At 63.6% G+C, this 22,198-nt stretch carries 19 protein-coding genes and 2 pseudogenes; 10 read left to right on the top strand and 11 right to left on the bottom strand.

All coding sequences use genetic code 11. From position 1 onward, the window contains the following. Positions 1-91 precede the first annotated feature (91 nt). On the top strand, positions 92-1,270 hold the full coding sequence (gene cfa, locus CU110_RS04865; RefSeq protein WP_077374696.1) for a cyclopropane fatty acyl phospholipid synthase: 1,179 nt from the start codon (positions 92-94) through the stop codon (positions 1,268-1,270). 198 nt (positions 1,271-1,468) lie between these two features. Here cfa and CU110_RS04855 read toward each other — a convergent pair. Next, positions 1,469-3,061, bottom strand: a pseudogene (locus tag CU110_RS04855) (sigma 54-interacting transcriptional regulator); the annotation flags it as partial. Positions 3,062-3,612: 551 nt separating this feature from the next. Here CU110_RS04855 and phhA point away from each other — a divergent pair. The 3 genes from phhA (at position 3,613) to CU110_RS04840 (ending at position 6,094) form a co-directional block, all read left to right on the top strand. Then, positions 3,613-4,494, top strand: coding sequence for a phenylalanine 4-monooxygenase (gene phhA / locus CU110_RS04850; RefSeq protein ID WP_084208115.1), 882 nt, complete (start codon positions 3,613-3,615; stop codon positions 4,492-4,494). 66 nt (positions 4,495-4,560) lie between these two features. Next, a complete protein-coding gene (locus tag CU110_RS04845; RefSeq protein ID WP_077374704.1) occupies positions 4,561-4,899 on the top strand; it encodes a 4a-hydroxytetrahydrobiopterin dehydratase in 339 nt (112 codons plus the stop codon). A 1-nt stretch (position 4,900) separates the two neighbouring features. Further along, entirely contained in the window at positions 4,901-6,094 is a 1,194-nt protein-coding gene (locus CU110_RS04840) for an amino acid aminotransferase (protein ID WP_077374706.1), read from the top strand. Positions 6,095-6,143: 49 nt separating this feature from the next. Here the strand turns inward: CU110_RS04840 and CU110_RS04835 are convergent, their stop codons facing one another. From CU110_RS04835 to CU110_RS04815, 5 genes are all read right to left on the bottom strand, one after another. Then, entirely contained in the window at positions 6,144-6,536 is a 393-nt protein-coding gene (locus CU110_RS04835; RefSeq protein ID WP_127734722.1) for a hypothetical protein, read from the bottom strand. Then, positions 6,520-7,215, bottom strand: a complete 696-nt coding sequence (locus CU110_RS04830; protein WP_127734719.1) for a LysR family transcriptional regulator — start codon at positions 7,213-7,215, stop codon at positions 6,520-6,522. The genes CU110_RS04835 and CU110_RS04830 overlap by 17 nt, the downstream gene beginning before the upstream one ends. A 266-nt stretch (positions 7,216-7,481) precedes the next feature. After that, the gene (locus tag CU110_RS04825; RefSeq protein ID WP_077374712.1) at positions 7,482-7,865 is read right to left on the bottom strand and encodes a RidA family protein; all 384 of its coding nucleotides are present in this window, start codon (positions 7,863-7,865) and stop codon (positions 7,482-7,484) included. 14 nt (positions 7,866-7,879) lie between these two features. Continuing rightward, positions 7,880-9,139, bottom strand: a complete 1,260-nt coding sequence (locus CU110_RS04820; protein ID WP_084208113.1) for a D-amino acid dehydrogenase — start codon at positions 9,137-9,139, stop codon at positions 7,880-7,882. Beyond that, positions 9,066-9,758, bottom strand: a complete 693-nt coding sequence (locus CU110_RS04815; RefSeq protein ID WP_276317907.1) for an MATE family efflux transporter — start codon at positions 9,756-9,758, stop codon at positions 9,066-9,068. The genes CU110_RS04820 and CU110_RS04815 overlap by 74 nt, the downstream gene beginning before the upstream one ends. A gap of 95 nt (positions 9,759-9,853) precedes the next feature. Between CU110_RS04815 and CU110_RS16570 the strand changes: the two genes are divergently transcribed. Then, on the top strand, positions 9,854-10,858 hold the full coding sequence (locus tag CU110_RS16570) for a LysR family transcriptional regulator (protein WP_127734714.1): 1,005 nt from the start codon (positions 9,854-9,856) through the stop codon (positions 10,856-10,858). Between the two features lie 28 nt (positions 10,859-10,886). Here CU110_RS16570 and CU110_RS04805 read toward each other — a convergent pair. Further along, positions 10,887-12,287: pseudogene (locus tag CU110_RS04805) on the bottom strand (GGDEF domain-containing phosphodiesterase); the annotation flags it as partial. Between the two features lie 368 nt (positions 12,288-12,655). Here CU110_RS04805 and queC point away from each other — a divergent pair. From queC to CU110_RS04785, 4 genes are read left to right on the top strand one after another with little or no spacing between them, the layout of a single operon-like run. Further along, positions 12,656-13,399 carry a 7-cyano-7-deazaguanine synthase QueC gene (gene queC / locus CU110_RS04800; protein ID WP_084208111.1) on the top strand — a complete coding sequence of 248 codons (744 nt, stop codon included), beginning with the start codon at positions 12,656-12,658 and terminating at the stop codon, positions 13,397-13,399. Beyond that, the gene (gene queE / locus CU110_RS04795) at positions 13,399-14,091 is read left to right on the top strand and encodes a 7-carboxy-7-deazaguanine synthase (protein WP_084208110.1); all 693 of its coding nucleotides are present in this window, start codon (positions 13,399-13,401) and stop codon (positions 14,089-14,091) included. Before queC ends, queE begins: the two co-directional genes overlap by 1 nt. Positions 14,092-14,099: 8 nt before the next feature. Next, on the top strand, positions 14,100-14,999 hold the full coding sequence (locus CU110_RS04790; RefSeq protein ID WP_084208109.1) for a 6-carboxytetrahydropterin synthase: 900 nt from the start codon (positions 14,100-14,102) through the stop codon (positions 14,997-14,999). Continuing rightward, the gene (locus CU110_RS04785; RefSeq protein WP_084208108.1) at positions 14,996-15,283 is read left to right on the top strand and encodes a YkgJ family cysteine cluster protein; all 288 of its coding nucleotides are present in this window, start codon (positions 14,996-14,998) and stop codon (positions 15,281-15,283) included. The genes CU110_RS04790 and CU110_RS04785 overlap by 4 nt, the downstream gene beginning before the upstream one ends. 29 nt (positions 15,284-15,312) lie before the next feature. Here CU110_RS04785 and CU110_RS04780 read toward each other — a convergent pair whose 3' ends face one another. The 3 genes from CU110_RS04780 to CU110_RS04770 all read right to left on the bottom strand — a co-directional run bounded on the left by CU110_RS04780 (position 15,313) and on the right by CU110_RS04770 (position 19,028). Beyond that, the gene (locus CU110_RS04780) at positions 15,313-16,569 is read right to left on the bottom strand and encodes a CobW family GTP-binding protein (RefSeq protein WP_084208107.1); all 1,257 of its coding nucleotides are present in this window, start codon (positions 16,567-16,569) and stop codon (positions 15,313-15,315) included. A 212-nt stretch (positions 16,570-16,781) separates the two neighbouring features. Beyond that, positions 16,782-17,933, bottom strand: a complete 1,152-nt coding sequence (locus CU110_RS04775; protein WP_084208106.1) for an iron-containing alcohol dehydrogenase — start codon at positions 17,931-17,933, stop codon at positions 16,782-16,784. 96 nt (positions 17,934-18,029) lie between these two features. Then, positions 18,030-19,028 carry an NADP-dependent oxidoreductase gene (locus CU110_RS04770; protein ID WP_077374747.1) on the bottom strand — a complete coding sequence of 333 codons (999 nt, stop codon included), beginning with the start codon at positions 19,026-19,028 and terminating at the stop codon, positions 18,030-18,032. A gap of 263 nt (positions 19,029-19,291) precedes the next feature. Here CU110_RS04770 and CU110_RS04765 point away from each other — a divergent pair, with 263 nt between their 5' ends. Continuing rightward, positions 19,292-20,317 carry a LysR family transcriptional regulator gene (locus CU110_RS04765; RefSeq protein WP_164850274.1) on the top strand — a complete coding sequence of 342 codons (1,026 nt, stop codon included), beginning with the start codon at positions 19,292-19,294 and terminating at the stop codon, positions 20,315-20,317. Here the strand turns inward: CU110_RS04765 and CU110_RS04760 are convergent. Beyond that, a complete protein-coding gene (locus tag CU110_RS04760; protein WP_084208105.1) occupies positions 20,258-22,072 on the bottom strand; it encodes a SurA N-terminal domain-containing protein in 1,815 nt (604 codons plus the stop codon). The genes CU110_RS04765 and CU110_RS04760 overlap by 60 nt on opposite strands. Positions 22,073-22,198 lie beyond the last annotated feature (126 nt).

Here is a 22,198-nt window from a genome sequence, read left to right as displayed (position 1 = left end):
GGGTTGCCGCCCACGACGGGATATTGCAGCGCCGCATTAGACGACTCTTGACTATGCTGAGACGAAAGCGCGCCGTCAAGGAGGCTTTTCCATGAGTATCGAACAACGCCTGGCCCCCGTTGCACTACCCGAAAACCGTCAACGACAGATCGTCGAGCGCCTGCTCTCTGGCTCCGGGGTCAGTCTGAATGGCCCTGACCCCTGGGATATCTGCGTCCGCCATCCGGATCTGTTCCGGCGGGTGCTGAATCAGGGCAGTCTGGGGCTGGGTGAGGCTTACATGGAAGGCTGGTGGGATTGCGAACGGATCGACGAGATGATCCATCGCCTGCTCAAGCATGGGCTGGGGGAGCGAGCCCACACCTTTGGTGAGCGCATCGCCTACCGCCTCCAGGCAGGAGTCATCAATCTGCAGAGCCGTCGTCGTGCCGAGGTGGTGGGCAAGGTGCATTACGACTTCGGCAATGACCTCTTCACCCGCATGCTGGACCCGACCCTGTGCTACAGCTGCGGATACTGGAAGGGATTGCCGATCGCGCCGGAGAACCTGGAGCAGGCCCAGCAGGCCAAGCTGGATCTCGCCTGTCGCAAGCTCGGGCTGACACCCGGCATGCGCGTGCTGGACATCGGCTGTGGCTGGGGAAGCTTCGCCGCCTACGCCGCGCGCCACTATGGCGTGGAAGTCGTCGGCATCACCATTTCCGCCGAGCAGGCGGCGCTGGCGCGGGAACATTGCCATGGCCTGCCAGTGGAGATCCTGCTCAAGGATTACCGTGACGAGCAATTCCGTCACGAGGTCGGCACCTTCGATGCCATCGTGTCCATCGGCATGTTCGAGCACGTCGGCCACAAGAACTACGCGACCTACTTCACCCGTGTCGCGCAGCTGCTGCGCCCCGGCGGTCGCTTCGTGCTGCACACCATCGGCTCCAACCTGAGCGACATCTCCGCGGACCCCTGGGTCAATCGCTACATCTTCCCCAACGGCGTGCTGCCCAGTGCCAGTCAACTGATCCAGGCCAGCGAGCATCACCTGATCATGGAGGACTGGCAGAATTTCGGTGCCGACTACGACCCGACGCTGATGGCATGGCGTGCCAACCTCGATGCCAGATGGCATGAACTGGCCGACACCTACACGACGCGGGACAAGCGCATGTTCGAGTATTATCTGGGTGCCTGTGCCGGGGCCTTCCGCGCCCGCCAGCTTCAGCTCTGGCAGGTGGTCTTCACCCACGGCAATCCGGGGCGTTACGACGCACCACGCTGATCCGCACTCGGCCTGCGAGCGGGAGATGCTGTGCCTGGCATTGCGCTCCAGCGCCTGAAGCATGCCGGCCAGCTGATCCAGCGATTCATCCTCGAAGCCGACATATAGCTCCTCGCGAACTCGCGCGATGCGCTCACCCAATTGCACAAGGCATTCATGCCCCGCCTCGGTGAACCACAGGCAGCGAGCACGACGATCCGTGGCGTGGGGTTCGCGACGAATCAGCTGCTGACACTCGAGCTGATTGAGCGTGCGCGTCAACGACGGCATCTCGATTCCCAGCTCGCTGGCCAGCATCTGCTGGGTACAGCCCTCGCCAAGCTTCTCCAGATGCACCATCACCGTCCAGCGGGCTTCCGTCATCCCCAATGGCTCGACCGCGGTCGTGATCGAGGTACGCCACAGGCGGTGGACACGCCCGAGCAGGCCTCCCAGGGAGGGCTTGATGGTCTCGTGAAGGGGCTCCGAGCCGATCCCGTGGCGCTTGAGCTTGTTGGCAATGGTGGTGTGCGAGACACCAAGACGCTTGGCCAGCAGTCGGCTGGAGGGGAACTCCGGATAAAGACGCGCCAGCACGCGCCGCTCCACCTCGTCGTGGATATCGCCGAGGCTGCCTGCCAGATCGATGCTGTCCAGACCTTCATCGCGCACCTCGCCAATCAGGCGCAGATGCTGCGCCTCGATCACCTCGCCCTCGCACAGCGAGACCGCCTGGAACAGCACGTTTTCCAGCTGGCGCACGTTGCCGGGCCAGTGATAGCCGCGCAGGCGTGCCATCGCCTCCGGTGAGAGAGTGCGAACACGCGCTCCGATCTGGCGCACGGCACGTTCGAGAAAGTGATGTGCCAGCTCCTCCAGTCCATCCAGGCATTCCCTGAGTGGCGGAATCTGCACGCACAGCACATTGAGACGATGGAAGAGGTCGTGGCGGAAGCGCCCTTCGCTGCTCAGCGCCGGCAGGTCCTGCTGGGTCGCGCAGATGACGCGCACATCCAGAAAGGTCTCTTCATCGCTGCCGACACGCCTGAAGCCACCATCCTGCAGAAAGCGCAGCAGCTTGACCTGCATGCGCGGGCTCATCTCGCCGACCTCATCGAGGAAGATGGTGCCACCACTGGTCAGCTCCAGCAGACCCAGCTTGCCTTCCGGCCGTGCCCCCTCGAAGGCGCCCGGGGCGTAACCGAACAGCTCCGTCTCGGCCATTGACTCCGGCAGGCCCGCACAGTTGAGCGCCATGAACGGTGCCTGCCCGCGTGGACTGGCCAGATGGCAGGCGCGCGCCAGCAATTCCTTGCCGGTGCCGGTCTCGCCCTCGATCAACAGCGGGGCATCCAGCGGCGCCATGCGCCTGGCCTCCTTGACCACGGCGGACAGCTGACGGCTTGCCTGGAAGATGGCCTCGAACCCCCGCACCTCGGTACGCTGGATCTGATAGATACGCGAGCCCAGACGGTCCGCACGATGCAGGGTGACCACGGCCCCCGCCAGCGAGGCCACGTCCTCGTTCTCGGTATGCAGCGGCGCGATGTCGGCCAGGAAGGTTTCCTCTCCGACACGCAGGCGCAGGCCGTTGACGCGGGCATTGTTGCGCCGGATCAGCTCCGGCAGGTCGACATCCTGGATGTGACGCGTCAGTGCCAGCCCCGGCACCTCATCGATGCGGACGCCCAAGAGCTTGCCGGCCGCACGATTGGCCGCCACCACGCGTCCCTCCATGTCGATGGACATCACCGGATCAGACAGTGATGACAACAGCGCATTGAGCTCCAGATGACGCCGCTCGGTGGGCATCAGGCTGACCCGGGTGACCTTGAAGACCCCGGGAATTTCCTCCAGTGCTGGCTTCAGGGTGGAGAGCTGCATGCGCAGCATGTTGGGAACATGCAGATAGATGGAATTGTTGGCCTCCCCACCGACCTCACCACGCAACACGTTGAGGCCGTAATCGGCAAAGGGGGCCAGGATGTCGCGCAGAATCCCGATCCGGTTCTGACAGGTCAGTTTGAGGCGCATGGCGTTCTCGGCATTGTCGTTGGCATTGACGTTAACGTAAGCGTTATCAAAAACCTCGTAAAGCATTCCTTACAATAGACGGTATTGCCGGCACGCAAAACTGCCCGAATGGCACTGATCGAGGCCATCAGCCGCACAGGTGTCAGGATTATGTGACAAGAGACGGGGTATCGCACCGCTATCTGCCGCGCAAAAGCAGGCCGTGGCACTGGTCAAGGCTGTCCGACAAGGCCTAGCGTAGTCATCGACATGCAGGGACTGACATGTCCGCCATGATGACAATACGGCAGCCTGCCCACGCAGCGCCGCCATACCGTTCGGGAGGTTGCATGAACGCACCGCAGGGTCGTGACTGGCCACAGGCATCCCAGGTATCTGCGCCCGGATCGCAGGCTCAGGCCAAGGGCACCCGCTACGTGGCGCATGAACCGGATAGCCAGGGCAGGATCCATTACAGCGATCAGGAGCACGCCACCTGGCAGACGCTGATGACGCGCCAGCTGGCGCTGGTCGAGGGACGCGTCTGCCGCGAGTACCTGCAAGGGCTTGAACATCTTGACCTGCCCCGGGATCGCATCCCCCAGCTGGATGAGATCGACCGGGTGCTCGAGGCGGCCACCGGCTGGCGAACCGCACGAGTACCGGCCTTGATCCCCTTCAACCGCTTCTTCGAACTGCTCGCCGAGCGGCGCTTCCCGGTTGCCACCTTCATTCGCCGTCCCGAAGAACTCGATTACCTGCAGGAACCGGACATCTTCCACGAGATCTTCGGTCACTGCCCGATGCTTACCCACCCCGCCTTCGCGGAATTCACCGCCACCTACGGTCGACTCGGTCTCGCCGCCAGCAAGGAAGAGCGCGTCTACCTGGCACGCCTCTACTGGATGACGGTGGAATTCGGCATGCTGCGCGAGGTTCAACCCGATGGCAGTCGTGCGCTGCGCCTCTACGGCGGCGGCATCATTTCCTCGCCACGCGAGACCTGCTATGCACTGGGCGAGCTCGAAGACAGTCTCGAGTGCCCCGAGCACCTGCCCTTCGATGCCGTCGAGGCACTGCGCACCCCGTATCGCATCGACATCCTGCAGCCGCTCTACTATGTCCTGGAATCGCTGGACGATCTGCATGAACTCGCCAGTCGCGACATCATGGCGCTGGTGCACGAGGCCATGGCGCTCGGTCTCAAGACGCCGCGCTTCGCACCACGCTGATCGCACCGGCGCCTTGCGCTTCTTTTCACCCGCCCCACCCTCTTTCCTCAAGCCGGAGATAGTGACATGACCGAACTCGCCAGACAGTCCTGTGAAGCCTGCAGTTTCGATGCCCCCAAGGTCAGTGACAGCGACATCGAGACGCTCAAGACCGCCATTCCCGAGTGGCAGTTGCTCAATCGCGATGGCATCATGCAATTGGAGCGATGCTTTAAGTTCCGCAACTTCAAGCAGGCACTGGCATTCACCAATCGCGTAGGCGAGATTGCCGAGGACGTCGGGCATCACCCGGCACTTCTCACCGAGTGGGGCAAGGTCACCGTGACCTGGTGGTCCCACGAGATGAAGGGTCTGCACAAGAACGATTTCATCATGGCCGCCAGAACCGACGAGGTAGCGAAATAAGATGTTCGAGCAGATTGCGCGTGTACCCGGGGATGCCATCCTCGGCCTGATCGAAGCCTTCAACAAGGACACCAACCCGCAGAAGGTCGACCTCGGCGTGGGCGTCTATCGCGATGCCAACGGCAATACGCCGGTCATGCGTGCGGTCAAGCAGGCCGAGGACCGCCTGGTCGAGAGCGAAGTCACCAAGACCTACATCGGCTCCCACGGTGACCCGCGCTTCGGCAAGGTCGTGCTGCCGATGGTGCTGGGCGCCGAGTCGCCGGTGCTGGCTGCCAACCGTGCCAGCGCCACTCAGGCGCCCGGCGGTACCGGTGCCCTGCGTCTGGCGGCAGACTTCATCGCCAGCAACCTCAAGGGCCGTGATATCTGGCTGTCCACTCCGACCTGGCCGAACCACCTGGGCATCTTCGATGCCGCAGGCGTGACGCGTCACAGCTACCCGTATGTCGACGAGAACAATCGCCTCGACTTCGACGGCATGCTGGCGACCCTCAAGACGATTCCGGAAGGCGACGTAGTGCTGCTGCACGCCTGCTGCCACAACCCGACCGGGTTCGACCTGAGTCGCGAGCAGTGGGACCAGGTGCTGGAAGTCGTCCAGTCACGCAAGCTGCTGCCGCTGATCGACTTCGCCTATCAGGGCTTCGGTGATGGTCTGGAAGAAGATGCCTACGGAGTGCGCCTGCTGGCCGAGAATGTCGATGAGGCCATCATCACCAGCTCCTGCTCCAAGAACTTCGGCATCTACTGCGAGCGTACCGGCTGCCTGATCCTGATCGCCAAGGACGAGGACAGCATGCTGGACGTGCGCTCCCAGGCCGCGATCACCGCGCGTGAGAACTACTCCAATCCGCCGGCACATGGCGGTGCGGTAGTCATCGACATTCTCGAGGACGAGACGCTGCGCGCGGAGTGGAAGAGCGAGCTGACCGAGATGCGCGAGCGCATCAATGGCCTGCGTCGTGAGTTCGTCGAGGCGCTCAAGCCGTATGGCCTGGATGAGCAGTTCGCCTTCATCGCCGAGCAGCGCGGCATGTTCTCCTACACCGGCCTGACACCGGAGCAGGTCGATCGCCTGCGTGACGAGTTCGGCATCTACATGGTGCGCTCCGGACGCGCCAACGTGGCCGGCTTCTCCAGCGAGAATCTGCCTTACGTCGCCAAGGCCATCGCGACCGTCGTCAAGGGCTGAGCCTGACCGAACGCTCCTCAGTCGGCAGCCTTCGCTGTCACCCCGACCGTCATTCCTCGCGCTCGACAGGCAGCGTCGCGAGACTCGCCGCCACCGCCTCTTCCAGCAGGCTGACCAGCAAGGCCTGCACCTCATGCAGCGGTTCATCGTCCTGCGTTGCCTGCCACTGCCACTTGAGCGCCAGATAGCGCTCGCTGCGCATCGAGAGCGGCATGCCGATCAGGTCGCCTCCGGCGTCCTCGAGTACCTGATGCGCCGACAGGGCATCGATGATGGTGGCAGCACTGCCTGAGCGCGCCAGACGCCCGGCGCTGGCAGGCGTGGCCACCTCCACCAGACTCGCCGGCGTCACACGCTCTCGCTTGAGCAGTCCACGGACCAGCCGCCCCTGACTGCTGCTTTCCGGCAGCTCCACGAACGGCCGCTCATTGAGGCGTTCCACCGTCAGCGGCTTGTCGAGCAGAGGCCAGCACGAAGGCCACAGCAATATCAGCGGCAGCTTGAGCACAGGCGCCCTCCTCGGCGCCCTCCACCAGCACGGTCTCCTCACGGGCCCGGGCGCGCAGACTCTGCTTGAGTTCGCGCGCGCGTGCGGCCGCTGTCCTGGCACGCTTGCCGCCCTGAGGCTCCTCCGGCGCTTCCAGCGTGACGGCCATGTGTATCCGCCCCTCGGCCAGCGCCGCGGCATGTGTCGAGGCTTCCATCACCTCAAGGCTCGGCAGCCAATCACTCAACGACTCGCTGGCCGCGATGCGCTCAAGCCATCCGGTGCTGAAGGCTTCCAGAGACGGCGTCACTGCCAGTACCAGGCGCGGGCGCTTGCCACTGCCCGGCCCGAAGGCCAGTCGCCTGAGTTCGGACTGCGCGGTGAACATCCGGGCCAGTGACGGGGTCAGGCGTTCGGCTTCCGGCGTGGGCACCAGGCGGCCACCTTCACGCAGGAACAACGAATAGCCCAGCGTCTGCTCAAGCTGTGCCAAGCCCCGCGAGACCACCGGCACGCTGATGCCCAGCTGCGCCGCGCCACCCTTCATCGATCCGCACTCGATCACCGCCCACAGCATTTCCAGCTGACGCAGCCGTATGCCGGGTTCACGTGTGCCTGTGTCTGACTGCGCCATGATGTTGCTCCTTGAAGGGGTTCGTCCGCGATGCTCCGAGAGTCAGCAGTGGGCGCCGGCTCATTTAGCCTTACGCTAATCATGCTGACGCCAAATGTCACGCTTCACCTGCCTTCAAGACGTCATGCCCCCCTGAAACGACACTCCCCCCGCTGATGAGTCAGCGAGGGGAGTGAGGGACAAGGCATCGATGCGCGCCAGTCATTCGTTCAGACCGGCCACTCGTTCAGGCCAGTCATTCCTTCAGACCGGCAATGGGCGAGCCATCACGAGAGTGCCAGAACGCCTTCTGCTTCAAACAGCACGCCCTTGGGCAGTTCCTTGACGCCGACGGCAGCACGCGCCGGATACGGCTGGCTGAAGTACTGCTCCATCAAGGTGTTGACCACGCCGAAATTGCTGAGATCGGTCAGGAACAGGTTGACCTTGACCAGCTGATCCAGGCTACCGCCTGCCGCTTCACACACTGCCTTGAGATTGCGGAACACCTGATCGGCCTGAGCCTCGAATCCGCCCTCCACCACGTCCATGGTGGCCGGGTCCAGCGGGATCTGGCCGGACAGGAACACCAGGTTGCCGGTACGCACCGCCTGGGAATAGGGACCGATGGCGGCAGGTGCGGCGTCAGTGGAGATGATCTGCTTGGTCATGCGGGCTTCCTTGTTCAGGCAGCGTAACGACCGAGGTTCAGCCCGTTCGGGTCGATGCCGGGCGTACGCCCGCCGACCAGGTCCGCCAGCAGGCTGGCGCTGCCACAGCTCATGGTCCAGCCGAGCGTGCCGTGTCCGGTGTTCAGCCACAGGTTGTCATACTTGGTGCCACCGATGATCGGCGTGGAATCCGGGGTCATCGGACGCAGGCCGGCCCAGAATTCCGCCTTGGCATAGTCGCCCGCTTCCGGGAAGACATCACGCACCACCATGTTGATGGTCGCACGGCGCTTCTCGAGCAGGGACAGGTCGAAGGACGCAAGCTCCGCCGTACCGCCCACGCGGATGCGATCATCGAAGCGCGTCAGCGCGACCTTGAAGGTCTCGTCCATCACCGTGGACTGCGGCGCGGCATCGGCATTGATGATCGGCACGGTCAGGCTGTAGCCCTTGACCGGGTAGATCGGCAGATCCAGATCCAGATCACGTGCCAGGAAGGGCGAGTAGCTGCCCAGGCACATCACATAACTGTCGGCGCTCATCTCGCCGCGGTCGGTGATCACCTTCTCGATCCGGCTACCAGTACGCTGGATGCGCTGGATCGTGGTATTGAAGACGAACGTGACGCCCAGGGTGTCACGGCAGTAATCCGCCAGCCGGTTGGTGAACAGATGGCAATCACCGGTCTGATCGTCCGGCAGGTGCAACCCGGCGATGAACTTGCCCGGTACGCGCGCCAGGGCCGGCTCGACGGTGGCGCAGGCCTCGGCATCCAGCAGCTGGTGACGCACGCCACATCCGGCCAGTACCTTCATGTCCTTCTGCACGGCCTCGACCTGGGCCTCGTTGCGGAACAGCTGCAGCAGGCCCTTCTGACGGTCCTCGTAGCGCAGCCCTGTCTCTTCACGCAACGAATTGATGCACAGACGACTGTATTCCGCGACGCGAACCATGCGCTCCTTGTTCACGGCATAACGGTCCGCATTGCAGTTGGCGAACATCTTGACCATGAACTTGGCCATCTGGGGGTCCATGCGCGGCTGGATCTTGAGAGGCGCGTGCTCCTGGAACATCCACTTGACGGCTTTCTGCGGAATGCCCGGTGCCGCCCAGGGAGAGGAAAAACCGAAGGACACCTGGCCGGCATTGCCGTAGCTGGTTTCCATCGCCGGACTGGCCTGACGATCCACGACCGTGACCTCATGGCCCTGACGCGCCAGATAGTAGGCACTGGTCACGCCGACGACACCGCTTCCGAGCACAAGAATCTTCATGTTGTTCTACTCCGTGACTGCAAGGCTTGCCCAGCCCACCGATCGCCTGACGATAGAGACGCCAGGCCACGATACCGGCCAGCAGATTGCCGATGGCCGCCCCGATCGCGACGCCGCGCAGACCATCGAGCTCAGCGCCCAGCCAGACGGCTGGCAGGAAGCACACGAAGAGACGCAGGAAGGACAGGAGCGTGGCCCGTAGCGGCCAACCCAGCGCATTGGCGGCCGAGACCACTAGCATGCAGATTCCCAGGAAGGCATAGCTTGGCAGCATCCAGGGGATCAGCAGGACCAGCGCCGCGCCGACCTCCTCATTGCCGACCAGCAACCGGGACAAGGGGACGGCGAGGAGCGCTACCACCACGCCCAGCACCAGCTGCCAGATGATCACGATCCTGGCGACCAGATTCATCAGTCGGCGCACTTCCTGCCAGCGACCTGCGCCGTAGCACCGTCCCAACCAGGGGGGCAATGACATGGTGAGTGCCAGCACCACGATCAAGGAAAAGGTCTCGAGCCGGCAGGCGATCCCCCAGGCGGCCACCTGGGTCTGACCCAGCGTCGCCACGATGGCCGTGACCAGCATGGCGGACACGGCCGGCATCATCTGCGAAAGGATGGCCGGTGCCGCGATCCCCGCCAGCTGACGCCAGGAGTCCCGCCATTCGGACGGCTGCGTGAGCCTTTTCCTGTTGCATCACGAGAGGTCATACCGTGGATAAAGCATCCCGCTTGTTGCTGTTTCTGGATGTCGTGGAAGCACAGAGCTTCTCCAAGGCAGCCGATCATCGTCAGGTCAACCGCTCGGTGGTTTCCAAGCAGATCAGTCGTCTGGAAGAAGAGTTGCAGATTCGTCTCTTCAATCGCTCGACCCGCTCGCTGGCCCTGACCGATGCCGGCCGCGAGATCCATCAGCATGCCTTGCGCCTGCGCGAAGTGCTGGAAGATACCGATGATGTCGCGGGCGCCTACCAGGATGGGCCACGAGGGGTGCTCAAGATCACCAGCCCCAGCCACTTCGGTCGCACCTATGTGGCTCAGGCGGTGCGCCTCTACATGGAGCGCTATCCGGACACCCAGGTGGAAGTCCGTCTGGAAGACCACCTGACCGACCTGATCGGTGGCGGCTATGATCTCGCCATCCGCATGTCGGAACTGGAAGACTCCAACCTGATCGCGCGTCCCCTGGCCGCGCATCGCCATCTGATCTGCGCATCGCCTGCCTTCATCGAACGCCACGGCATGCCGAAGACCCCCGCGGACCTCTCGGGGCTGCCGGCGGCCGTCTATTCACGGGATGGCTTCATTCTCGACCGCCTGCGGGTGTGCAGTGAAAGTGGCGTCGAGGAAAAGGTGGCGCTGGATTCTCGCCTCAAGGTCAATGATGCCGACGTGCTGATCGGAGCCATCAAGTCCGGTGCCTGCTATGGCATGATCTCCGCCATCAACATCAAGGATGAGGTACTGAATGGCGAGCTGGTCCCGCTACTTACCGACGTGCCGATGAAGCCGCTGCCATCCATCCATCTGGTCTACCCGCATCGCCAGTATCTTCCCCAGAAGACGCGTCGCTTCAGTGATTGCCTGCAGGAAGTCGTCGGGACTCCGCCGGTGTGGGAGCAGCGCATTCCGGGCTTCGAGAACATGTACGGCTACGGCAAGACCTGCAGCCCCCGGGACAGGGGCGAATGCAGGGCTTGTTGCCAAGCCACTGCTTGAGCTCCGGCAGGCGCTTGGGCCGCGCGTAACGGAAGCCCTGCACCAGATGGCAACCCATCTCCACCAGCAGGCGTTCCTGCTCCACCGTCTCGACGCCCTCGGCCAGCACTTCCATGCCGAGGCTATCGGCCAACGAGATGGCATGCGAGACGATGGCGCGGTCACGCGCATCATGATCCAGGCTGCGGACGAACTGCTGGTCCACCTTGAGGCGACAGGCGCGTAGATCCCGGACATAGAGCAGCGAGGCAAAGCCGGTCCCGAAGTCATCGATGGCAAGCCTGACACCTCGGTCGATCAGACCGGTCAAGCGCTCGACGACGCGATCCAGATCCGGCACCCGTGAGGACTCGGTGATTTCCAGCTCCAGCCGCTCGGGGGCGAAGTCGTGCAAGGCGAGCGCCTGTGAGACTCGCTCGGGAAAGCCGGGGTCACGAAATTCCTGGGCCGAGACGTTGATCGCCACCGACAGCGGCTTGCCGTCCGGGGTCACCAGATCCCGCGTCGCCTTGAGAGCAGCATCCATCACACGAGCCCCGACGGTACCGATCAAGCCGTACTGCTCCGCCAGCGGAATGAAGCGCCCAGGCCCGATGGTCCCGAGCTCCGGATGGTCCCAGCGCACCAGCACCTCCACGCCGACCGCCTGACCACTGACCAGATCGAACTGGGGCTGGAAGGCAAGATCGAGCTCTTCGAGATGCTCGCGCAGGTCACTGGTCAGCCGGTAATCGTTGAGGTGACGCATGTGGGCACCGGGCGAGAAGACATGCCAGGCCCCGCAGACATCGATATCGTCCTGCTCGCCATGCAGCATGGCCAGTTCAGCCAGGTGCAGCAGCCGATGCGCGCGACGCGCGTGCTGAGGCGCCAGGCTGATGCCCACCCGCGCGGTGACGGGCAAGGACTTGCCATCCAGGCGCATCAGCGTGACCAGCTGCTCGCACAGCTCGCTGGCCCGCGCGATCAGGGCGACTTCATCGCCGGTGAAGAACAGCGCGAAGGCATTGCCCAGCGGACGACAGACCAGTGCATCGCGGTATTGCAACGACATCGCTTCCGCCACGCGCTCCAGCAGCGGGTCGATACGCTCCGCGCCATGCGCCGAGTTGATGATCTCCAGATGGGTCAGCGAGAGATAGATGATGCCGCCATCGATGCCGCCATCGACCGCCTCACCGGACAGCAGCTCGTCCACCTGGGCATTGAAGCGATCACGCGACAGCAGGTTGATCGGCTGCAGTCGACGCAGCGCGATCAGCACCTTGTCGTCCAGTCCGGCAGCGCGCGCTTCGGCCAGACCCGAGAACGGCGCCTTGAGGCGCACGCGGCGCTCACTGACCGGTTCAAGCCGCGGACGCGCCTCACCGAACAGCTCCTTCCAGCCACAGGTATAGGCGACGAGTCGTTCTTCATCGAACACCGCCATTCGCCAGGGAAGATTGGCCTGCTGCACCAGCAGCCAGTGGCCCAGCTCCCCGTCGATCCCCATCATCCACATCCCCGGCTGGCCGCTGAGCCCACAGGGCTCCGGCAGATGCGACAGGGTTCTCGGCAGTTCAGGCTGGTGTTCTGCCTGACGGGCACGGGGTGAGCTCCAGGCGAGCTGGCCGAAGCGGTCGAAGATCCACAGCGGCTCTTCGATGGAGGATAACAACTTGATCAGAATATCGAGAGGCACGCTCACCCCACAGCAGTCCTGGTGGCATCAACACCGCGGGAAGAGTAGGATAGGCGCCCGTTTCGCCCGGACCGGATCCCGGGCGCCGAATCCATCGGTCAAAGAAATTCTCCGTCATGACTCTCAACGTCCCGAATTCCGCTGTATCCGCTCCTGCCTCCTCTGCAGAGCGCCCCCGCGCCGTCGTCATCTACTCCGGTGGCATGGACTCCTACACCGTCCTGCACCAGGCGCTGAAGGAAGGCTTCGAGGTACACGCCCTCTCCTTCCATTACGGCCAGCGCCACTCGCGTGAGCTCGACGTCGCACGCCAGGTCTGCGAGTCACTGGGCGTCGCCCATGAAGTCGTCGACATTCGCGCCATCCATGGCCTGATCGACAACTCCGCGCTGACCAACAGTGACCAGGCGATGCCCAAGGCCGACTACGACGAGGACTCCATGACCTCGACCGTGGTGCCCAATCGCAACATGATCCTGCTGTCCCTGGCGATCGCCAAGGCCGTCAATATCGAGGCTGGCGTGTGCTTCTATGGTGCCCACGGCGGGGATCACGTGCTCTACCCGGATTGCCGTCCGGAATTCGTCGAGAAGATGAATGCCGTCGCCGCGATCGCCAACTTCTCGCCGGTGGAGATTCGCGCGCCCTTCCTGCACGCCAGCAAGGACGAGATTCTGGCCGCCGGCATCGCCATGCAGCTCGATTACGCCCAGACCTGGACCTGCTATGAAGGCCGTGAACTGGCCTGTGGGGAATGCGGCAGCTGCCGCGAGCGCCTCGCTGCCTTCGCCGCCCATGGGCTGAGCGATCCGCTCGGGTATGACTCGACCGATTCGGCCAAGGGCGCAGGCACTCTCTGATGTATACGGTAAAGGAAGCGTTCTACACCCTGCAGGGCGAAGGTGCTCGCGCAGGGCGCGCCAGCGTGTTCTGCCGCTTTGCGGGCTGCAACCTGTGGAGTGGTCGTGAGCAGGACCGCGACACCTCGGTCTGTCGCTTCTGCGACACCGATTTCGTCGGCACCAATGGCCAGAATGGCGGCAAGTTCCGCACGGCAAGCGAGCTGGCGGACTTCCTGGCCAGCCTGTGGCCGGAACACACCGGCATCGCCACGCCCTATGTCGTCTTCACCGGCGGTGAGCCACTGTTGCAGCTCGACCGCGAACTGGTGGACGCGATGCACGCCCGCGGCTTCGAGATCGCGGTGGAGACCAACGGCACCGTCACGCCGCCCGCCGGCATCGACTGGCTATGCGTCAGCCCCAAGGGTGCCAGCGAGCTGGTCCTCACCGGCGGCGATGAGCTCAAGCTCGTCTACCCGCAGCCGGAGGCGCTGCCGGAGCGCTTCGTCAGTCTGGACTTCGCGCACTTCTATCTGCAGCCACTGGATACCGCCGCCCTGGATGCCCTGCCCGCGCCAGCCGCCGCTCGCGAGCATTATCGCGAGGTACTGGCGACGGATACGCCGATGAACCAGTGCGTCAGTTACTGCATGGCCAATCCCCAGTGGCAGCTATCGCTGCAGACTCACAAGATCAGTGGTATCGATTGATGACGGCAATGACTTCCAAGACCCTGTTCGTCAGGGCCCTCACCGCGGTGGATGCCTCGGTGTGGAGCAATACTCGCGGCCTGCATGGCATCAGTCAGCATCTGGACCTGGAGCTGGACGGCGCCGTCGGCCATGACGGCATGCTGTTCGACTTCGGCGACGTCAAGCCGTGGGCCAAGCGCATGATCGACCAGGACGCCGATCACACCTTGATCGTGCCCAGTCAGGCCGACGGCGTGAGCGTCACGGACTGCCCGGAAGGACTGTGTCTGCGCTTCACCCAGCCCTATGCCATGGAAGTGCGCGGCCCGCGCCAGGCCTTCTGCCTGCTGCCGGTGGCCGAGGTCACCACCGTGGTGCTGGCCAACCACTTCGAGAAGCTGCTGACGCGCCGCCTGCCGCCGCGCGTCGAGGCGCTGCGCGTGCGCCTGCGCGATGAGTGCATCGAGGGTGCCGCCTACACCTACAGTCATGGCCTGCGTCATCACAGCGGCAACTGTCAGCGTATCGCACATGGTCACCGCTCCCCGCTGGTCATCGAACGCAATGGGCTGCGGGACACGGCGCTGGAAGCCGAGTGGGCCGAGAAGCTCAATGACCGCTACCTGGCCGAAGAAGGCGATCTGATCGACCGTCCCGGCCGTGAGCTGGTGTTCAGCTATGAGGCACCGCAGGGCAGATTCCGCATTCGCCTGCCGCGCAAGCAGGTCTGGTTGCTGCCGACACCGACCACCATCGAGTGGATCGCCGACTGGCTGGCGCGCCAGATCGCTCTCGACAGCGGCGACAGCATTCGCGTCGAAGCCTATGAAGGGATCAACAAGGGCGCCATCGCGCGGCACACGCCAGAGACCGCCCGCCAGCCGCTGGTGCTGCCTGAGCATGAGGAAATACCCGCCACATCATGACGCAGACCGCCCACCACTTCGCGGCCACTCCCGCATCCGGCTGCCGCGCCGGCTGCGGGGGGTGCTGCATCGCGCCTTCCATCTCGAGCCCGATTCCCGGCATGCCCAATGGCAAGCCGGCAGGCGTGCGCTGCGTGCAATTGGATGACGAGAATCTGTGCAAGCTGTTCGGAACGCCACAACGACCGGCCGTGTGTGGCAACTTCGACTTCGATATCGAGCTGTGTGGCAATTCAAGCGAAGAGGCCCTGCGCCTGATCGGCGAGTGGGAGCGCCTGACGTGAGAGACGCCCCCTGAGGGATAGATCTCAGCTCACTCGCCGAAGAAATTGAAGGGCCTGGCGGCACCCTCGCTGCGACAGGCCAGCAAGGCGGCATTCAGCTGACGGGAATCCGCCAGCGGCAACGCAGTCGCCATCCCCTCCTGCCCCTGCTCCTCCAGCGGTGCGATCAACTCGAGTCGTGAGTCCTCGCGCCAGCTGGAAGGCGCAAGCTCGGCACGTCCCTTGGCACGGTTATAGCTGCGCCAGCCTTCCGTCGTGTGAAAGATGCCCTTCACCCGCCAGTCGCGCGGCAGTCCATCCAGCCACCGGGTCAGCTGATCAAGATCGAACACCTCGTCCGCCACGATTCGCCATCCCAGACTGGCATGCTCAAGCCCTTCGGCCTGCTCGATCACCGGTGCGCCGGGCAATGGCATCACGCCTGAGGCTGACGTCTTTTCACTGGTGGAAGTCTCCTGCGCCAGACGCGCCCTATCCCGCGCAGCGCGATGGGCAGCCGGCATGCTGATCTCGGGCTGGTTCTCACGATCTTCGCTGACGTGATGGGCGTCGCTGGCGTGCAAGCCGCCCTGGCGATGGGATTCACGCCCTGCTGGCAGCAGCCAATCGATCAGCGCGACCTCCTGACCGTCCATGCGTGCCTGGGCCGGCTGACTTTCGCCGTCGGCTCTGCCCAGCTCACCCACCCAGCGCTTGCGCGGCCACATCCCTTCAAGAAACTCATGCGCGGCCGCCAGCTGCTCATCAGTCGCCAGATCCCGCTTGCTGAGCACCACGCCCCCCGCCAGCGTCAGCTGATCCTGGAAGGTGCCGTGTTCACGCGTGCGGGTATCGTCCAGTGCACGCGGGTCCAGCAGGGTGATGACCTCCTCGAGCTCAAGCGCGGAGGCCAGCCCTTCACTGCGCAGTACATCGATCAACCCTGCGGGATGTCCCAGCCCCGAGGGCTCGATGATCAGACGATCAGGCCGGGTCTGATGGATCAGGCTGACCAGCCCCGCCTGCAGCACGAAGGCCAGCTGACAGCACAGGCACCCACCGGGCAGCCCCTTGACGCTGACATCCTCGCGTCCGGCAAACAGCGCCTGATCGATCCCCACCTGCCCGAATTCATTGACCAGGATCGCCCAATGCTCATCCGCCGGCTTGGCCGCGACCAGTGCCTGGATGAAGCTGCTCTTGCCGGTTCCCAGAAAGCCGGTGATCAGATGCACCGGTATCCGCGTGTGACGTGCTAAATCCGTCGAGGCGTCGCCGGTATCGGCGCCGCGTGAAGCCAGAGACATGCTGAATTCTCCGCAGGATGAAGGGCGTGCAAAAGGTTATAGAGTAACAAAATAAGCCCGGCGACGACGTCTCGTGAAGCGAATCCTGCCTTGCGACATGACGCAATCCGGCAATCGGCAAGCCGCCGCCAAGGGGACATACGCAAAACCCCTCGCCACCAGGGGTGACGAGGGGTTTCAGGCTTGCCTTGCGACCTGACTGACGTGCGTGATCAGGCAGCGCGGGTCAGGATACGACGCGCCACGTCCGGCGTGATGTCACCGTGCTCGCCGATGGCAGTGAAGCCATGACGTGCCAGGTTGTCGACCAGCTGATCGATGCTGTCGGCACCGATGCCGGCTTCGCTCAACGATACCGGCGCGCCCATGCGGGTGAAGAATTCACGCGTCTTGTCGATGGCAGCGCGGGCGACGCTTTCGTCATCACCGTCCAGTCCCCAGACACGACGACCATACTGCGCCAGCTTGGCACGCTTGGCCTCGAACATTTCTTCCCACAGTGCCGGCATCACGATGGTCAGGGTGCGGCCATGATCGACACCGTGCAGTGCGGTGATCTCGTGACCGATCATGTGCGTGGCCCAGTCCTGCGGCACACCACGCCCGATCAGCCCGTTGAGGCCCAGGTTGGCGGCCCACATGATGTTGGCGCGCACGGCCAGGTCATCCGGCTGGCTCAATACCTTGGGGCCTTCCTCGATCAAGGTCAGCAACAGACCCTCGGAGAAGCGATCCTGGACCGGCGCGTTGACCGGGTAGGTCAAATACTGCTCGCTGACGTGCACGAAGGCATCGACGACACCGTTGACGCTCTGGCGCTCCGGCAGGGTCAGGGTGGTGGCCGGGTCCAGCACCGCGAAGCGCGGGTAGGCCAGTTCGCTGAACATCGGCAGCTTGTCGTGGGTCTCGTAATTGGTGACCACGGCATTGCCGTTGGACTCGGAGCCAGTGGCCGGCAGGGTCAGCACCACGCCCAGCGGCAATGCCGTCTCGGGATGCTTGCCTTCGGCGAGAATCTCCCACGGATCACCGGCGTGACAGGCGGCCAGCGCGAGGAACTTGCTGCCATCGGCGACGCTGCCTCCCCCGACTGCCAGCAGATAATCGACCTTCTCGCGCTTGATGACCTCCAGCGCTTCCAGCAGGGTGTGATAGCTCGGATTCGGCTCGATGCCGCCGAAGCTCCACCACTGATGGCCCTCCAGTGCCGCTTCCACCTGATCCATCACGCCGTTCTTCTTGATGGAGCCACCCCCATAGGTGACCAGCACGCGGGCATCGGCGGGAATCTCGTCACGCACCTTGGCGATCTGGCCGGCACCGAAGTGCACGCGGGTCGGGTTCTGATAGGTAAAGTCCTGCATGATGCTCTCCTCGCAGAGTCAGGGGCGGCACGGCGGCAATGCAGAACGCCGCCATGATCAGGTGCCACCTGACACAGGGTGTCGCGTGAGCTCAGGTTACAGACGTACCAGCATCTTGCCCTTGTTGGCGCCTGTGAACAGCTTGAGGAAGGCGTCCGGCGTCTGTTCCAGTCCCTCTTCCACCGTCTCTTCGTAGTCGATATCGCCCTTGGCGACCTGCGGCCCTACCTCTTCGAGGAAGCGGCTGTAGTTGTCCCAGTGGTCAAAGACGATGAAGCCCTGCATGCGCGCCCGGCGAATCAGGATCATCGAGATATTGGAGGGGCCCGCCGCCACCTCGGTATCGTTGTAGCTGGAGATCATGCCGCAGACGGCGATGCGTGCACCGACGTTCAGGTTGTTGAGCGCCGCCACCAGGCAGTCACCACCGACGTTCTCGTAGTAGACATCGAAACCGTCCGGGCAGGCCTCCTTGAGCGCTTTCGTCAGCTGCTCTGCGTCCTTGCCCTTGTAGCTGACCGCCTTGACGCCGCGCGCCTCCAGCCAATCCAGTTTCTCCTGGCTGCCGGCGATGCCGACGACAGTCCCGCCCTTGGCCTTGGCCAGCTGCACGGCGAGCGAGCCGACCGCACCGGAGGCCGCGCTGACCAGCACGTTGTCGCCCTCTTTCATCTCGGCGATGATGTTCAGACCGGTCCAGGCAGTCATGCCCGGCATGCCCAGCACGCCCAGATAAGCCTGCTCCGGCACGTCGATGCTCGGCAGCGGCTCGACCTGGTCGCCAGACAGCTGCGCGATATCACGCCAGCCGCCCATGTGACGCACCTTGTCGCCGGTCTTGAAGCGAGAGTCGCGTGACTCGATCACCTCACCGACTGCCGCACCCTGCAGCGGCTCATTGAGCTCGAAGGGGTCAATATAGGTCTTGGCGCCACTCATGCGGCCACGCATGTAGGGATCGACGGACAACCAGCGGTTGCGAATGCGCACTTCCCCTTCGCCAAGCTCGCTCAGCGCCTCTTCACGCAAGGTGAACAGGTCGCGTTCCGGAGTGCCTTTCGGATAGTCGGTGATCGTGTAATAGCGTGTCTGCATGAAATGCTCCTTGCGAATGATCTGGTCAAACGTCACGTGATCAGAATCGTCATCAGGCAGGTGGCCCGAGGCCTTGACCGTGTGACGACAGGTCGCCGCAATCGTTCCCCGGCGACGAAGTCCCACCAGATTACTCGCGCTCCCGATATCACACCAATGACAGAAACTGAATTCCGGTATGCATGAGACTGATATCATGCGTGGTTGAAAATACGCACCTTCATCCCCGTCCGGGGCCTCTTCACCACCGGAAACTTCCCGCCATGCATCTGGCTGAACTCGCTCGCCATGACCTCAACACGCTGGTCGCGCTGCATGCGCTGCTGGAAACGCGCAGCGTGTCTCGGGCCGCGGAGCGCCTCAACCTGAGTCAACCTGCCGTTTCACGTACCCTGGCTCGGCTGCGCGAGGCCTTTGACGATCCCCTGTTCGTACGTGCGCAACGCGGCCTGCGCCCCACGGCACGTGCCGAGGCGCTCAGACAGCCTCTCGCGCGCCTGCTCCAGGAGCTGGGCGCACTGCTGGCACCCCCCGAATTCTCGCCAGCCGACAGCCAACGCCGCTTCCAGCTGGCCACCACCGACTATGGCATGCACGCCTTCGTGGCACCGCAGATAGCGCCGCTGCATGACCAGGCGCCCGGCATCCGCCTGGACATCCAGGCCTATGGGGGCAATGTCGAACAACAGCTGGAGGAAGGGGGGCCGGAGCTTGCGATGTGCGTGCCCACCGCCAAGGTGCCGGCCGGCGTGCATGGGCGCGAGATCGGGGATGACCAGTTCGTCTGCGTGATGCGCAAGGACCACCCGCTGGCAGCGAAGGAGACATTGAGTCTGGAGGACTTCGTCGCCGCCAGCCACCAATTGATCAGCATGGGCGGTGATGAGCGTGGTGCGGTGGATCTCAAGCTGGCGGAGCTGGGCTTGAGTCGGCAGGTCGTCATGCGCCAGCCCCACTTCCTGGCCGCCTTCAGTGTCACCTGCCATAGCGATCTGCTGCTATGCGTTCCGGGCTGCCTGGCCATCAGCATGCTGGATCAGCTACCGCTGGTGCTGCGCCCGCTGCCCATCGCCATCAACCGCTTCTCCTACTGGCTGGTGTGGCACGAACGCCTGCATCATGACGCCGGGCATCGCTGGCTGCGTCAATCTCTCTCGACAGGCATTCAAGCCCGCCACCGCGAACTCTCCCATCGGCTGCGTCAACGCCTCACGTCCGTTGCACCTTGCTCACTTGCGCTCGATATCGGCACTCTCGCGCAAGGATTCCTGCAGCCCCTCGACGGCTGACTGGGCCTGCAGGCGCATCGCCAGACGCGACAGGAACTGGTCCATGTCACCCGGCTCGGCCTCTCCTACATCGGTCAACGCGATCAGGGCGATGCCGCCCTTGAGGGCTGCCTTGCCATACACCGGCTGGTCTGCCTCGGGATGCGGCAGCGCGAAGGCCTGCTTGACCAGATTCTCAGGCAGCTGGGAATCTCCCTGACGGCTGACGTCGTCTGCGTCGCGCCAGTCGATCCCTTCCAGCGACTTGCCTTCACGCAGCGCCTCGATGCGCGTCTGTGCCAATGCCTCAAGCGCCTTGGCGGTCTTGTCCGCCTTGGCTTCACGCTGCACCTGCTGCTTGACCTCGTCGAGGGCCAGCGTCGTGGCCGGACGCTGCTCGAGCACGCGCAGCACCAGACGGCGACTGTCGTCGAGTTCGATCACATCGCTGTTGTAGCCTTCCTTGAGCACTTCGTCATCGAAGGCAGCCGCCATCACACCCGGCTCGGACAGCAGTTCGTCGTCATTGTCCTGTGCCACCCAGTCGGTCTTCTCCAGCGGAAGATCCAGATCCTCGGCAACGCTGGCCAGATCATCCGCCGCGAAGCTTTCATCCTTGAGCTGCTGCGCCTTCTCATTGAAGGTGTCACGCGAGGCTGACTTGCGCGCCTGGGTGAGCAGTTCATCACGCATTTCGTCGAACGGCGCGATATCGAGCCCGGTCACCTTGATCAGGTGCAGGCTGTCGCCGGTATCGACGATGTCCGAGACCTGCCCTTCATCCAGCGCGAAGGCGGCGTCATCGAAGTCTTCGCCGAAGATACCGCGGGTGATCACTCCCAGCTCACCACCATCCTCGGCCGTGGAGCTGTCTTCAGAGATCTCGGCCGCCACCTTGGCGAAGTCTTCGCCGTTGGCGAGTGCGTCACGTGCGCCTTCGAGCTTGGCACGCGCAGCCGCCACATCATCGCCCTTCTCGACCATGATGTGCGCGATCTCGCGCGGTGCATCGGCACGCTTGGCGGCATATTCGGCCTTGAGCGTGTCCTCACTGATCTCGCCGCCGTCGGCCAGCTCATTCTGATCCAGCAGCACATAGGCCAGCTTGACCTGAGCCGGACGCCGATAGTTGTCCTGATGGCTGTCATACCAGGCGGTCAGCTCATCCTCGTTCAGGGTGACCGGCGACTCGAGGTCGGCCTGACTCAGGGTGGCGTAACGGAAACTGCGCGTCTGACGCTGAAGCTGGCTGAGCTTCTCTTCTTCGCCCGGCAGCACGAAGGCACTGGCGGCAAAGCCATCGGTCAGCTGCTGACGCAGGGTGTCGCTGCGCAACTGCTCGCGGAAGGACGTCGGCGAGTAGCCGGCGCTGGCCAGACGATTGCGGAAGACGTCGGCGTCAAAGCGGCCTTGGTCATCCTGGAATTCCGGGAAGCTGACGATCAGTTGATCGAGCTGTTGCTCGGAGAGGTGCAATCCACCCTCTTCAGCGTACTGGTCCAGCAGACGGGAATCGATCATCTGGGTGATGATCTGATTGCGTGCCTCACGCTCCTGTTCGGGAGCGACCTGTCCGGAACGGATGGCACGTTGCACTTCGGTCTCAACTGACTGACGGCTGATCTTGTCGCCATTGACGCTGGCGATCTCATCACTGCTGCCAGTGAAGGCACCAATGATCGACTCAACGCCGAAGAAGGCAAAGGTGACGACGATAAAGCCAACGATCGTCTTGGCCACCCAGCCATGCGACCGGTCTCGAATTCGTTGCAGCATGCGGGCCTCGAGCTACAGGGAAGGAAATGGCCTCTAGGGCCGCGAATCAGTGACTGTTGATTATACGCATGACGCCGACAGATGCAGGTGCCTTTGTCAGTCACAAAAAAAGCGCATCGCCAGGCG

The organism is Cobetia sp. ICG0124, from assembly GCF_004006355.1.
Taxonomy (GTDB): domain Bacteria; phylum Pseudomonadota; class Gammaproteobacteria; order Pseudomonadales; family Halomonadaceae; genus Cobetia; species Cobetia marina.
This window is presented reverse-complemented; position numbering and strand designations above follow the sequence as displayed.

Bases quoted from the DNA above. Each gene is read 5' to 3' on its own strand.
- cfa (WP_077374696.1), top strand. From the start codon at position 92: ATGAGTATCGAACAACGCCTGGCCCCCGTTGCACTACCCGAAAACCGT.
- phhA (WP_084208115.1), top strand. From the start codon at position 3,613: ATGAACGCACCGCAGGGTCGTGACTGGCCACAGGCATCCCAGGTATCT.
- CU110_RS04845 (WP_077374704.1), top strand. From the start codon at position 4,561: ATGACCGAACTCGCCAGACAGTCCTGTGAAGCCTGCAGTTTCGATGCC.
- CU110_RS04840 (WP_077374706.1), top strand. From the start codon at position 4,901: ATGTTCGAGCAGATTGCGCGTGTACCCGGGGATGCCATCCTCGGCCTG.
- CU110_RS04830 (WP_127734719.1), bottom strand. From the start codon at position 7,215: ATGGCGCAGTCAGACACAGGCACACGTGAACCCGGCATACGGCTGCGT.
- CU110_RS04825 (WP_077374712.1), bottom strand. From the start codon at position 7,865: ATGACCAAGCAGATCATCTCCACTGACGCCGCACCTGCCGCCATCGGT.
- CU110_RS04820 (WP_084208113.1), bottom strand. From the start codon at position 9,139: ATGAAGATTCTTGTGCTCGGAAGCGGTGTCGTCGGCGTGACCAGTGCC.
- queC (WP_084208111.1), top strand. From the start codon at position 12,656: ATGACTCTCAACGTCCCGAATTCCGCTGTATCCGCTCCTGCCTCCTCT.
- queE (WP_084208110.1), top strand. From the start codon at position 13,399: ATGTATACGGTAAAGGAAGCGTTCTACACCCTGCAGGGCGAAGGTGCT.
- CU110_RS04790 (WP_084208109.1), top strand. From the start codon at position 14,100: ATGACTTCCAAGACCCTGTTCGTCAGGGCCCTCACCGCGGTGGATGCC.
- CU110_RS04785 (WP_084208108.1), top strand. From the start codon at position 14,996: ATGACGCAGACCGCCCACCACTTCGCGGCCACTCCCGCATCCGGCTGC.
- CU110_RS04780 (WP_084208107.1), bottom strand. From the start codon at position 16,569: ATGTCTCTGGCTTCACGCGGCGCCGATACCGGCGACGCCTCGACGGAT.
- CU110_RS04775 (WP_084208106.1), bottom strand. From the start codon at position 17,933: ATGCAGGACTTTACCTATCAGAACCCGACCCGCGTGCACTTCGGTGCC.
- CU110_RS04770 (WP_077374747.1), bottom strand. From the start codon at position 19,028: ATGCAGACACGCTATTACACGATCACCGACTATCCGAAAGGCACTCCG.
- CU110_RS04765 (WP_164850274.1), top strand. From the start codon at position 19,292: ATGCATCTGGCTGAACTCGCTCGCCATGACCTCAACACGCTGGTCGCG.
- CU110_RS04760 (WP_084208105.1), bottom strand. From the start codon at position 22,072: ATGCTGCAACGAATTCGAGACCGGTCGCATGGCTGGGTGGCCAAGACG.